This window comes from Streptomyces sp. NPDC058665 (assembly GCF_042714995.1).
GTDB lineage: Bacteria > Actinomycetota > Actinomycetes > Streptomycetales > Streptomycetaceae > Streptomyces.
In genome coordinates this window covers 182860-195076 of the sequence record NZ_JBHXRX010000003.1, presented here as the reverse complement: position 1 = coordinate 195076, position 12217 = coordinate 182860, and the positions used below count along the sequence as shown (strand labels likewise).

Annotated in this window: 8 protein-coding genes and 1 other RNA gene; 2 read left to right on the top strand and 7 right to left on the bottom strand. The window is 68.0% G+C overall.

What is annotated here, in order from left to right:
* Positions 1-96 precede the first annotated feature (96 nt).
* The 3 genes from ACFWV8_RS03170 to ACFWV8_RS03160 all read right to left on the bottom strand — a co-directional run bounded on the left by ACFWV8_RS03170 (position 97) and on the right by ACFWV8_RS03160 (position 5580).
* Positions 97-1128, bottom strand: a complete 1032-nt coding sequence (locus ACFWV8_RS03170) for a pyridoxal phosphate-dependent aminotransferase (RefSeq protein ID WP_384197473.1) — start codon at positions 1126-1128, stop codon at positions 97-99.
* A 225-nt stretch (positions 1129-1353) separates the two neighbouring features.
* The gene (locus ACFWV8_RS03165) at positions 1354-2067 is read right to left on the bottom strand and encodes a GntR family transcriptional regulator (RefSeq protein WP_384197471.1); all 714 of its coding nucleotides are present in this window, start codon (positions 2065-2067) and stop codon (positions 1354-1356) included.
* Between the two features lie 39 nt (positions 2068-2106).
* Positions 2107-5580: an indolepyruvate ferredoxin oxidoreductase family protein gene (locus tag ACFWV8_RS03160; RefSeq protein ID WP_384197469.1), complete on the bottom strand. Its 3474-nt coding sequence runs from the start codon at positions 5578-5580 to the stop codon at positions 2107-2109.
* A 158-nt stretch (positions 5581-5738) separates the two neighbouring features.
* Here ACFWV8_RS03160 and ACFWV8_RS03155 point away from each other — a divergent pair, with 158 nt between their 5' ends.
* On the top strand, positions 5739-6245 hold the full coding sequence (locus tag ACFWV8_RS03155) for an Lrp/AsnC family transcriptional regulator (protein ID WP_384197467.1): 507 nt from the start codon (positions 5739-5741) through the stop codon (positions 6243-6245).
* Here the strand turns inward: ACFWV8_RS03155 and ACFWV8_RS03150 are convergent.
* Together ACFWV8_RS03150 and ACFWV8_RS03145 are read right to left on the bottom strand one after the other, a co-directional pair.
* Positions 6142-7071 carry a hypothetical protein gene (locus ACFWV8_RS03150; protein ID WP_384197466.1) on the bottom strand — a complete coding sequence of 310 codons (930 nt, stop codon included), beginning with the start codon at positions 7069-7071 and terminating at the stop codon, positions 6142-6144. The genes ACFWV8_RS03155 and ACFWV8_RS03150 overlap by 104 nt on opposite strands.
* A complete protein-coding gene (locus ACFWV8_RS03145) occupies positions 7068-7847 on the bottom strand; it encodes a MerR family transcriptional regulator (RefSeq protein WP_384197464.1) in 780 nt (259 codons plus the stop codon). The genes ACFWV8_RS03150 and ACFWV8_RS03145 overlap by 4 nt, the downstream gene beginning before the upstream one ends.
* A gap of 94 nt (positions 7848-7941) precedes the next feature.
* On the opposite strand from ACFWV8_RS03145, the gene rnpB reads away from it, so the two are divergent.
* Positions 7942-8343: RNase P RNA component class A (rnpB, locus tag ACFWV8_RS03140), an RNA gene on the top strand.
* A gap of 361 nt (positions 8344-8704) precedes the next feature.
* On the opposite strand, the gene ACFWV8_RS03135 is transcribed toward rnpB, so the two are convergent.
* Positions 8705-10870, bottom strand: a complete 2166-nt coding sequence (locus tag ACFWV8_RS03135; protein ID WP_384197462.1) for a DEAD/DEAH box helicase — start codon at positions 10868-10870, stop codon at positions 8705-8707.
* Positions 10867-12201, bottom strand: coding sequence for a BREX system ATP-binding protein BrxD (gene brxD / locus ACFWV8_RS03130; protein WP_384197461.1), 1335 nt, complete (start codon positions 12199-12201; stop codon positions 10867-10869). The genes ACFWV8_RS03135 and brxD overlap by 4 nt, the downstream gene beginning before the upstream one ends.
* Positions 12202-12217 lie beyond the last annotated feature (16 nt).

Here is a 12217-nt window from a genome sequence, read left to right as displayed (position 1 = left end):
GGATGGGTCGACCATAAGGAGGCGGTGAGATCTCAGCAATGGATAGCTAGGATCTTTTACCTACGGGAAATCGAGATGATGCCGTCGTGCACGGTCTCAGCGGCGCTGGACCTGCGTGGTCAGCCTGGTCAGCCGCCGACCCACTTCGGCAAGGTCGGCCACGGCCCCGCCGTAAAGGATGCGGGCATGCGTACCAGGGCCGGCGAAGGCGTCACCGGCAATGACCGTGATGCCATGTTCCAGCAGCAGGTTCTCCAGTGCGCGGCCGCGGACTCCCACGGTGGTGAAGTCGACGAAGGTGAAGACGCCGGCGTCGGGGCGTACCGCTTTCAGACCTGCTCGCGTGAGGCCGTCCACGAGGATGTCGCGGCGGACACGCATGGTCGCGAACGCGGGCTCGATCCATTCCTGCGGGCCGGTGAGGACAGCTTCCGCTGCGGCCTGAGCCACGTCGCCGACGTTGATGGAGTCCCATTCGAGGGCTCGGTGTATCTGCTCAAGCAAATGGGCGGGGGCGCTCACGTAGCCCACGCGCCAACTGGTGAAGGAGTAGTTCTTGCTGAGGCTGGTCACCGTGACGAGATCGGGATGGCGTTCACGCAGCAGCATCTGCGGCACGTAGCCGGGACCGTCCCAGACGTAGCGCTCGTAGGACTCGTCGGCGAAGACGATCAGTCCGTGCCGGGCTGCGACGTCCAGAAGCTGTTCGAGGCGTTCGCGGTGGGGGACGAAGCCAGTGGGGTTGTTGGGATTGCAGATCAACAGGGCCCTGGTCGAGGGGGTGACCGCTGCCTCGATCGCCTCCGGATCGTGATCCCACCCGCGGCTCTCATCGGAGAGCACATAGCGTGGGTGCAGCCCCGCCAGCCGCATCATGCCGTCGAAGAAGTACGTGGGGGCCGGGACGATGATCTCGTCGCCCGGCTTGAGCAGAGCTCTGAGCGCCACGCTCATTCCGTGCTGAGCGCCGTGGGTGACGAGCAGTTCGGTCCCGGGGTCAACGGCGAGCCGCAAGGTGGCGGCCAGGTGGTCGGAAATGGCCCGGCGTAGTTGGGTAGAGCCTTGGCTGCGGCGAGGGAAAACCTGGCCTGCGGCTGTTCGTACCGCTTCTACGACATGGCTGGGCATCGGGAGAACCGGCACACCCCTCATGGGGATCGGATCGGCGTTCGATCCTGACCGCTGGAGTGCCCGTTCGGCGATCTCGAGGGCAGGCAGTCGCTGGAGAACCATCGTGCTTCCTTTCGGAGGTTCGGAGAGTAAGATCTCTATTTAAGAAACTGAGATCTTAGTCCACCGCTGAGGAAACCCTCTGTCAACGGTTTCGGAAAACCAGGGAGAGCCTCTCCCTGCTCAGGAGATCTGGATGCTGGCCTCCGTGATCGAGGCGCTGGACATGAGCGCGTCGATGATGTGCTGCTGCGAGGTCCGGGTGCGGCTGTCCATGGCTGTGCGAGCCGCGGCGGGATCGCGTGCGCGAATGGCCTCCAGGATCGCCCTGCGCTGCTGGGCCGCCGTGGCCGAGAACGGCAGCGACTTCAACGTGATCCGCAGGACGCGCTCCAGCTCGTCGAAGACTCGTGTGATCGACTGGGCCAGCATGTCGTTGCCGCAGTTGTTGGCGATGATCGCGTCGAACTCAAGATTGGCGCGCAGGAAACCATCGACGCTGCCGGTGTCCCCCAACTCGTACGTGGCGCCGAGAAGTTCCTCCATGCGGGCAAGGCTCGCCTCCGGGCAACCGTGCTCGGCGGCCAGCCCGGCAGCCTCCGTCTCCAGGAGCTGCCGGAACGCGCACAGGTCCCGCGTGCCCTTCAGCGTCACGGGCAGAATGCGGTACCCCGACCGGGGCAGGGCATGGACCAGACCGTCCCGCTGCAGTCGGGTCAGCGCCTCCCGGACCGGCATCGTGCCGGCGTCGGCCAGGCGGGAGAGATCGGTCTTGGTCACATGCGCGCCCGGCGACAGTTCCAGCTCGATGATCCGCCGCTTGATCGCGATGTAAGCGCGCTCGGTGGCGTTCGGGTGGGAGTGATCGGTGCTGAGGATTGCCGGCAGATGCTTCACGGAGCCATCGTAGCGACTGGTGATCCCAGTGGTGCCTTCTCAGATCTCAGCTTCTGTGGTGGAGAGTTTCGCGAGGAGTTCTTCCTGCTGCCGCCGGAAGAGGGCGACGTTGCGCAGTTTGATCTCTTCGTAGCCGCGCACGATGTCCGGCAGTTCGGCGAGGTTCTTGACGAGGCGAGGATCGTGGCCGTCGGTGGACAGCGCCTTCAGGATGCCGCGCCGGTAGTCGTCGATGAGAGCGCGCTCCACGCGGCGGACGTGGGCATATCCGAAGGGGTCCACACGGGTGCCGCGGATCCCGCGCATGACGCGCAGGACGCGGAAAGCGGGGCGGAACCAGGAGCCCAGACTGATCTTGCGCTTGATGCCCATGGCCCGCAGCACGGGCGGGTGGAGGCGGTAGGAGAAGCGCGAGCCCGTTCCGAACCGCGACTCGATCTGGTGTTTCAGGTTCTCGTCGAGGGCGAGTCGGGCGACCTCGTACTCATCCTTGTAGGCCATGAGTTTGTACAGGTTGCGGGCGACTGCCTCGGTAACGACAGTCGGCCCTTTCTCCAGGCTTCGGATCTGTTCGACGTACAGGGCGTAACCGCGCGCGTATCGCTCGTTCTGGTACTGGATGAGGTCCGGGATGCGGATGTCGAGCAGCCGGGCGAGTTCGGTTCCGGGCGGGGCCGCGACGAGGGACCTGATCCGAACGGCGGAGGGCGGTGTGGGGCGCGGAGCGAGGGGCTGCGCGGAGGACGCCGAGGCTGCTCGCAGCGCGTCCGGCTCGGCCAGTAGCTGCCTGCCGCGGCGGAAGGCCTGGAGGTTGGCGTCGACCGCGGTGCCGTTCAGGGTGATCGCCTGCTCGATCGCCTGGGACGACAGAGGCAGGGCGCCGCTCTGGTAGGCCACGCCGATCTGGAGCACGTTGGCGAACTGGTCGTCGCCGAAGAGGTCTTCGGACAGGGTTCGGGCGTCCAGGTGGAAGGTGCGGGCACTGGCCGTCCGGATGCTGTCGTTGACCAGGTGCTGGTCGGGGAAGGCCACAGCGGTGTCAACGACCATACGTCCGGTGGGGACTTCGGTGGTGGAAACCACCGAGGTGGTGCGGTGGGGGTCGGCGACGGCGAGGTACTTCTTCTCGGCGCCCACCAGGAGATCGCAGACGAGGTAGAGGTCGCACTCCGCGGTGGCCAGCTTCGCGGCCTGCTCAAGAGGGGTCGCTGTGATTTTCAGGTCGGAGACGACCGCGCCGCCCTTCTGCGCCAGGCCCGTCTGGTCCAAGGTGCGGACGTGCTTGCCTTCGAGGACGGCGGCGGTGGCGAGGATCTGGGCGACGGTAACGACGCCGGTGCCCCCGACGCCGGCGATGCGCATGGTGAAGGCGTCGCGTTCGGTCTCTCGCACGGGCTCGGGCAGCTCGGACGGGGCGAGGTCCGGCAGCGTCCGACGGGCTTTACGACCGGTCGGTGTCACGGTCACGAAGGAGGGACAGTCTCCGTCGAGGCAGGAGAAGTCGAGGTTGCACGAGGACTGGTTGATCGTCGTCTTACGTCCGAACTCGGTGGTGACCGGCTGTACGGACAGGCAGTTGGACTTGGTACCGCAGTCCCCGCAGCCCTCACAGACCCTTTCGTTGATCACGACGCGGGTGGCCGGAGCGGCTTCCTTGCCGCGTCGGCGTTTGCGCCGTTTCTCGGCGGCGCATTCCTGGTCGTGGATGAGCACCGTGACGCCGGGTGTGGCGGCAAGCTCTTCCTGGCTGCTGATGAGCTGGTCGCGGTGGCGGACCTCCACCGGTTTGGGTACGGCGCCCTTGCGCAGGCGCTCCGGGGCGTCGCTGGTGATGATCACCTTGGAGACGCCTTCCAGGAGCAGCAGTGAGGCAATGCGTTCGACCGGAAGGGCGCCGACCGCCTGCTGTCCGCCCGTCATGGCCACGGCCGAGTTGTACAGCAGTTTGTAGGTGATGTTGACACCGGAGGCGACGGCGGCGCGGATGGCGAGGCTGCCTGAGTGCATGAAGGTGCCGTCGCCGATGTTCTGTACGAAGTGGTCGTCTTCGAGGAAAGGGGCCATGCCGATCCACTGGGCTCCTTCGCCCCCCATCTGCGTCATGCCGACGACGTTGCCCACCTGTTCGGGTTCCATGAAGACCGCCATCGTGTGGCAGCCGATGCCGGCGCCGACCAGCGACCCGTCGGGGACCTTCGTGGAGGAGTTGTGCGGACAGCCCGAGCAGAAGTACGGCGTGCGTGTCAGCAACGGCAGGCTGATGCGCTCGCGCGGCTCGGGGGCCTGTGCGGGTGGACGTATCCCGTGGTCGCTCAAGCGCCGGGACACACCGGTGGCGATGGCCTCGGGGCCGAGTTCCCCGATCTCACTGAAGAGCGTCGTTCCGTCCGGATCGCACTTGCCGTGGACAGCGGGCGCCTGAGGGCTGCCGTAGAGGATGTCCTTGACGGCCGCTTCGACAAAGGAACGCTTCTCTTCCACCACGATGACTTCGCTCAGGCCCGTGGCGAACTCGCGCACGATGGTGGGCTCGACCGGGTGGATGGCGGCGAGTTTGAGCAGGCGGATCCCGAGACGGGTGCGGGCCTCTTCGTCCAGGCCGAGGCTTCGCAGGGCCTGCTGGACGTCGAGGTGCGCTTTGCCGGCGGTGATGATGCCGATCCGGTCGGCGGGGGTGCGGTTCAGGATGCGATTGATGTTGCTGGCGCGCAGATATTCGTGGACGAGCGGGAGCCGGACAGTGTGGAGGCTGCGTTCCAACGCGGCGAGGCCGGCGCCGAGAAGGCGTCCGTCGGGGCGATGGGTGTAGGCGCGGGCCGACAGGACGGGAGGGGTCCAGGTGGGGTGCACCATGGCTGTTCCCGCCGCGTCCGCCACATTGGCGACGACCTTCATCGAGGCCCACACGCCGCTGGCCCGGGACAGTTCGACGGCGTGCAGACCGTAGTCCAGGATGTCCTGGGGGTCCGCCGGACTGAAGATCGGCATGGCGAGGTCGGCCAGAGCGAGTTCGGAGGCGCACGGCACCGAGGACGATTTCGCTGCGGGGTCGTCGCCGACGAGGACGAGCGCGCCTCCGCGCGCCGAGGCGCCGACAAGGTTGGCGTGACGCAGGGCGTCGGTGGCGCGGTCGAGGCCGGGTGCCTTTCCGTACCAGAGCCCGAGCACACCGTCCGAACGCAAGGTGCCTACCTCGCCGGCCAGTTGGCTGCCCATGACAGAGGTGGCGGCCAGTTCCTCGTTGAGCCCCGGCCGGTGTACCACGTCGTGTTCCGCGAGCAGGTGGGTGCGACGCATGAGTTCGAGGTCGAAGCCGGCCAGGGGCGAGCCCTCGTAGCCGGAGACGAAGGCCGCGCTGTCGAGCCCCGTCCCCCGGTCGTGCCTGATCCGGTCGAACAGAAGGCGAACCAGGGCCTGGACTCCGGTCAGGTAGACCGTGCCCTCGGCCCGCAGGTATCGGTCCTCCAGCGTGAAGCTTCTGGGCGTTTCCGTTGAAGCCTTCACAGCGGTCATACGATCACCTAACTCAACGACAGGCAGGCGTACTGTTCATTTGGTACGCATGGTAGAAGTGCAGCAGGTGCACTGGTCAAGAGATCCGTTCCTTGACTGAGCCATTGGTCTACTGCTTGCCTGGTGGCCCCACTCGGCGAAAGGCCACCGGTACAGCCATGGACGACCTCGATACGTCACTGCTGCGTCTGCTTGTGGAGGAGCCGCGGGCCGGCATGCGTGAGTACGCGCGCGTTCTGGGAGTGGCTCGGGGCACCGTGCAGGCCCGACTCACCCGCCTTGAGCGCATGGGGGTGATCGCCGACTACGCGCCGCGACTGAGCCCGTCGATGATGGGCTACCCCGTTCTCGCTCTGGTCCATCTCCACCTGGCTCAGGGCAGGTTGAACGATGTCGCCACGGCCCTGCACGCCATGCCCGAGGTCCTCGAAGCGCACACCATCGCGGGTGAGGGTGATCTGGTGTGCAGGGTAGTGGCACGCGACAACGGGCATCTGGAGGACGTGATCCAGCAGCTCATCAAGCTGCCCGGCGTTGTGCGCACCAAGACGGAGGTCATCCTCAGCGAACGCGTCGCCTACCGCGTACTGCCGCTGGTGATCCATGGCGGCACGACGCCCGCTCCTCCGGGACCGGACTCGGAGAGACAGAGCAACACGCGCTGACCGGCTGGAGAACCTTCCTGACCGCCGTGAGCCGGGCCACCAGCGCCGCCGGGTCGTCGGCGTGGAAGCGGACCACCGTCGCCGTGCCCCGCTTGCCCATGGGCCGTACGAACCCGACCGGCCCGGTCAGCTCCACCCGTACCGTCGTCTGCCCGCCCACGATCAGGTCCAGCGTGCCGCCGGGCTCGTCGATCCTGATCAACGAGCCGTCCGGGTAACGGCGTTCGACCCGTACCGAGCTGATCCGGTCGCTCGCGATCGGCATGTCGAACAGCGCGCCCCAGCGCACCCGGAGCGATCCGTCGGCGCCCACCACATGCGGCCGGGTCACACAGCTCGCGTGCAGCGCGAGCACCATCAGCAGGCCGTACACATCCACGACCAGCAGAATCCGGTGCACCAGCGGCCAGGGAACCAGGATCGCCAGCGCCACCGTCTCGACGACGGACACGAAGAGGAAGCCGTACATCATCGCCGTCTGCGGGCCGGTGTACGCGGCGGCGAGATCACCTTCGCGTACGCCGTGGACCCGCCGCCCCACCCACCGTACGAGGCTGGTCATGCCCCGCAGCTCGTTGACGAGAAGCCGGCGCACGGTGGCCGGTACGGCGGCCTCCACCGCCGAGACGAGGGCGGCCCGCCGCTCGGCCCCGGCCCGCCGGGCCGCCTTGTAGTGCCGCCGTACGAGCACGGCCTCGGCCACCACCAGCGTGAGCACGGCCGCCTCGGCGGCCAGCAGCACCGGAGTCGGGACGTCCACGCCCGCCACCAGACACACGACCAGCGTGAGCTCGGCTGGCACCAACACCCAAAGGGCCCTGCTCATCCCGTCCCCTCCGTCCTCTCGCCCCGGCGCTTCTTCGCCCGCTGGTCCCGCATCCGCCCGAGCGCCTCCATCACCAGCCGGGCCACCTCGGCCTGGGCCGGGGAGAAGTCGGCGAAGATCGCCGCTCCGACCCCCTCCAGCACGGGCGGCCCGTCGTCCTCCGGCATCGCGTCCAGCACCGCGTCCGGGACGATGGCCGCCAGCGCGTCGGCGAGCGGGACGATGCGGGGATCGTCCGCCGGGGCGTCGGCGAGGTCGTCGAGGCGGCCGTAGAGCGCGAGGACGTCCGGGTCCTCCAGCAGGGGGTGCAGGGCCTCGTAGAACTCCTCGCCGCCGCCCGCGGTGTCGAGCAGCACGAGCAGCTCGCGGTCCTTGACCGCCGTCGCCGAGTCCAGGTCCGGCGCGGCCCGCAGCAACCGCGCCAGCTCGGGCGACACCGGCCCCTCGGGCGGCAGCGGCTCCGTCATCAGCTCGGCGAGCCTGCGCCGCCTGTTACGGATCTCCTCCTCCTGCCGCGCCAGATCGGCGTCCAGCTCCCCGAGCACCTCCGCCAGCTCACGCCCCGCGTCGTCGGCGAGGACGTCCCGTACCTCGTCGAGGCTGAGCCCCAGCTCGGAGAGCCGCCGGATCCTGGCGAGGAGTACGGCGTCCCGTACGGAGTAGACGCGGTACCCGTTGGCCCGCCTCCCGGGCTCGGGCAGCAGCCCCATGTGGTGGTAGTGCCGCACCGCCCGCGAGGTGACCCCCACGAGTGCGGCGATCTCTCCGATTCGCATACGCCCAGTAGAAACCCTGACGTCGCGGCAAGGTCAAGGACCCGGCCGGCCGCCACCGGCCCGCCCGGCCGGGTACCATGACGATCACGGCAGACGAGCCGGGCGGACGGCCGCGTGAAGATCTCCGGATCTTCCCGAGGAACGTCCGGACTCCACAGGGCAAGGTGGTGGGTAACGCCCACCCGGGGTGACCCGCGGGACAGTGCCACAGAAAACAGACCGCCCGGCGCTCAGGTGCCGGGTAAGGGTGAAACGGTGGTGTAAGAGACCACCAGCGCCCGAGGTGACTCGGGCGGCTAGGTAAACCCCACTTGGAGCAAGGTCAAGAGGGGCCGTCGCGAGACGGCCCTGCGCGGACGTCCGAGGGCTGCCCGCCCGAGTCCGCGGGTGGACCGCACGAGGCCGGCGGCAACGCCGGTCCTAGATGGATGGCCGTCTCCCCGGCCGCCGCGAGGCGACCGGGCGACAGAATCCGGCGTAGAGCCCGACTCGTCTGCCGCCAAGGACGCTACGGCCAGGGAAAATGCTGGTCAGGGTCCCTTCTTCGTAAGTCGAAGGACTTCACTAGACCCCGGTCCGTACCAGTTCAAACCGGTACACGCGGCTGTGAACGCAGCCACGAAGGTAGCCACCCACGCGGCCACTGCGGGCACGCATCCTGATCAATGGGCTGCGGTGATTCTCCGTGCATTACAGCCCAGCTAGCTGAACGCAAAGCAGCCTCCACCCAACTCGGGGCACTCCCGAGCCTCCATCAGCCCCGGAGCGGTTCACTCTGACAGGCACGCGGCCAATGGGAGAGATGTCCCCTTCATTGCCGCTGAGCTGCGTGTGTTGGCCGAGGAGCGCTAAGCACGTCACTCCCTGGCATTGCCAGCCGCAGTTCGGTGCATGAATCTGACAGGCTCCCGCAGGACGGCGGCCGCCCCGTCCAGATCGGCCAGGCGTGATGCGACGGTTGCTTCCGCCAGACGAGGCGGCAGGGCGGCGCTGAATTTCAGCCCGGCCACCGCGCGAGGGTCCACGGCGGGCAGACAGAGGTGTTCGGCAGCCTCTGCGGCGGCCTTCCTCCACTCCTGAGGCGTGATGTCCTCGCGCAGCCGCACATACGCGTCGGTTGGGCGCTGCAGGGGGTCGGCAACCGAGGTAAGTGTGGCCGCGAGTGTGGCGTTGGCCCGGTTGCCTGCCCAGGTCCACCAGCGAACGTTGGTGTCCTGGCCATCGCGGATCATGACGGTGCTGCCGGCGTGCACCATCTCGCCGTACCGTTCCCGGGTCTTCGCCAACGCGCCCTCGGCGCGCCGAGTCAGTCTGACCGGAGGAGTCGAGCCGAGCAGGACCTCCCGTGCGGCGCGGGCGAGTTCGAACGACGCGGATCGGGCGAGCCCCATGCCACCCCAGCGTGCCCTGCCGCCGTCTTCAACGGGTTCCACGAAACAGCGCCGCCGTGACCAGTCGATGTACGTCACCTGCCAACTGCGTCCGGCGAGGAGCAGCCGGCGCGGCCCTACCACCTCATCGGTGAGCAGCGCCGGATCCGTGGTGCCGATCTCCGTGCGTCCGGACAGCACGGTGAACTCGGGGGCCGCGGTGAACACCGCCGTCAGATCCATGAAATGCCGGAATCCGAAGCGTTGTTCGGCTTCGGGGCCGATGAACAGCATGCCTCCGTCCCGGTCCAGGTAGCCTTGCTCGATCAGATGACGCATCACGGGTTCCGCAGCGGGACCGAAGGGGCCGGCGCCACCCCACCACTCCTGCCACAGCCGGTCCCCGACCCGATGCTCCTGAAGGCACAGCGCGAGGATCTGCTGAGCGGCGATGTGCCGGGGCTCGGGAGGCGGAGTGATCGGTTCCACCCAGCCACGCGACCACAGCAGGAGAAGAGCGGCGGCGGACAGCAGATCGGCCTCGTCGATGGCTAGGAAGAGGCAGTTGCGTACGGACCCCGACCGCCGACCGGTGCGCCCGATGCGCTGCAGAAATGAGGCGACGGTGCCCGGCGCGCCGATCTGCAGGACTCGGTCCAAGTCGCCCACGTCGATGCCGAGTTCCAGTGTGCTGGTGGAGACGATCACACAGTCGCGGGCCTCGGCGAATGCCTCCTCGGCACGGGTCCGCTCGTCCACGGAGAGTGAGGCGTGGGACAGGAACGTGGTGACGCCCTTCGCGCGCAGGCCGGCGCCGAGTTCCTCCACCTCCCGGCGGGACTCGCAGAACACGAGCCGCTTCTCGCCGTGGTGGAGGGCCGCGACCACCCGGGCCGCGTTGTCGAGAGAGCCGACGTAGTCGAGTTCGACCTCCCCGGGTGGGGGGAGCGCCGCGGAGACTTCACGGAGATGGAGATGGGGAGCAACGACATGGGCTACGCGTTTTCCGGCCCCTGAGCCCTGAAGCCAGCGCAGCAACTGCTCCGGGTTGCCTACCGTCGCGGAGAGGCCGACTCGCTGCACCGGGTTCCCGGCCACCCGTTCCAGCCGCTCCAGTACGGCGAGCAGATGCCATCCCCGATCGTCGCCGGCGAACGCGTGCACCTCGTCGACGACGATCGCCCGCAGGCCCGAGAAGAAGGCGCGATGGTCGACATTGGTGCTGACCAGCATGGCTTCGAGGGACTCGGGGGTGGTGAGCAGCACGTCGGGCCGGTTGCTGAGGATGCGTTTGCGACGTGAGTGCGTCACGTCCCCGTGCCACAGCGCGGCAGTACGCCCCACCCACGAGGTGTACGTCTCAAGCCGCGGCACGAGGTTGTTGAGCAGCGCCTTGAGGGGGCAGACGTAGAGCAGGGAAGTACCTGTCCAGCCTTCCAGCGCCATCTTCGACAGCAATGGAAAGGCCGCGGCCTCCGTCTTTCCGCCAGCTGTGGGCGCCAGCAGTACCGCGTCCGCCCCGTCGAGGAGGGGAGCGATCGACTCCTCCTGGAGAGGTCGAAGAGCGGGCCAGCCAAGGGAGTTGACGATGTGGTGGACCAGGCCCGGGTGCAGCCGGTCCAGCGGGTCGGAGTCCTGGTCGCCTCCTGTCACGGAAGCTCCAGTTCCACGTCGTCCGCCCCGGTCGCCGCAGCGTTCCTTTCCACTTCGGTGAGTTCGGAGGAATTCACCGTCAACGCGTAGTGTCTGCGCGGATCGAAGTCCTCGAACTGGTCGATGCGGTCGAGGACATCGCCCACCAGCTTCTTCAGGAACAGCCTGGGGGCCACTCCGACCTTGCCCCCCAGAGTGCCGCCGACGGCACCTGCCAGGTCCGCGACGTAGGCGTTGTCGGCCATCGCCGCGATGCGTTCCGGATTCGCGGACCCGTCCGCGTACAGGTCCCGGATGGTCTGCCCGAGAGCGATCAACGACGCTTCCGTGAAACCCGGAAGCCTCAGCTGCACGGCGCGTGGGTTGTCGAAGCGCGGTTCGGTGGTGAAGTCGGTTGCCAGTCGCTGAGCCAAGGGTGCCAATCGCTGCACACCTTGTTGGCCGTCGTAGAACGCCGGTGTGCCCGTGATGATGAGATAGAGACCGGGAAACCGACCGGAGTGCACCTCGTCGATGAGCTGCCGCAGTGCGTTGAGCGCTTTGTCGCGGGCGTCCGAACGGACCCGTTGGAGGGTTTCCACTTCGTCGAGTACCAGGAACAGCCCCGCGTGGCCGCTGTCCCGCAGCACCGTGAGCAGTCCCTGGACGAAGCCCAGCGCGCCGAAGTGGTCGAGATCCCCCCGAACCCCGGCGGCTCTGCGGGCGGCGGCGGCCACATGGGGCTGTCCGCCGAGCCAGGCCATGACGGCCGCCGCGGTGGCCTCGTCACCGGAGGTGAGCGCGGCGCGGTACCCACGGAGCGCGGCGGCGAAGGACGGGGCGTGCCGGGACACCTCGGCGAGGCGCGCGGCCATGAGCCGCTCGACCGACTCGGAGAGGCCCTCTTCGGTGGCCCCGTCGGCCAGAGCGTCCTCTTCCAGCGCGTAGAACCACGCGTCGACGACAGGGCGGAGCGCGCTCGGTGGGAACCCGGGGGTGGCCAGCCGTTCCGTGAGCCGGCGGTAGACGGTTTCCAGCCGGTGCAACGGAGTCTCGGTTTCCGAGACCTGGATCTCGGCCACGGCGAAATTCCGGCGCTTGGCGCGCTCGCCGAGCCACCGCGTGAAGAAGGTCTTGCCGGATCCGTACTCCCCGCGGACCGCCTTGAACACCGACGCGCCCGACGCCACCGCCGAAAGCTCCGCGTCCAGTGCGGTCTCGAAGCGGTTCAGGCCGGTTGCCAGCAGGTCAAGACCACTTTCGGGTACGGCCCCTCGCCGCAGCGCGTCGATCACATCGCGTCGTCGCGTCGCACTGACGGGGGAGATCCGGGGCGGCTGATCTGTACTCACCCCATCAGTCTTCCAT

Excerpts from the sequence above, each read along its gene's own strand:
- ACFWV8_RS03170 (WP_384197473.1), bottom strand. The coding sequence starts at position 1,128 with ATGCCCAGCCATGTCGTAGAAGCGGTACGAACAGCCGCAGGCCAGGTT.
- ACFWV8_RS03160 (WP_384197469.1), bottom strand. The coding sequence starts at position 5,580 with ATGACCGCTGTGAAGGCTTCAACGGAAACGCCCAGAAGCTTCACGCTG.
- ACFWV8_RS03155 (WP_384197467.1), top strand. The coding sequence starts at position 5,739 with ATGGACGACCTCGATACGTCACTGCTGCGTCTGCTTGTGGAGGAGCCG.
- ACFWV8_RS03150 (WP_384197466.1), bottom strand. The coding sequence starts at position 7,071 with ATGAGCAGGGCCCTTTGGGTGTTGGTGCCAGCCGAGCTCACGCTGGTC.
- ACFWV8_RS03145 (WP_384197464.1), bottom strand. The coding sequence starts at position 7,847 with ATGCGAATCGGAGAGATCGCCGCACTCGTGGGGGTCACCTCGCGGGCG.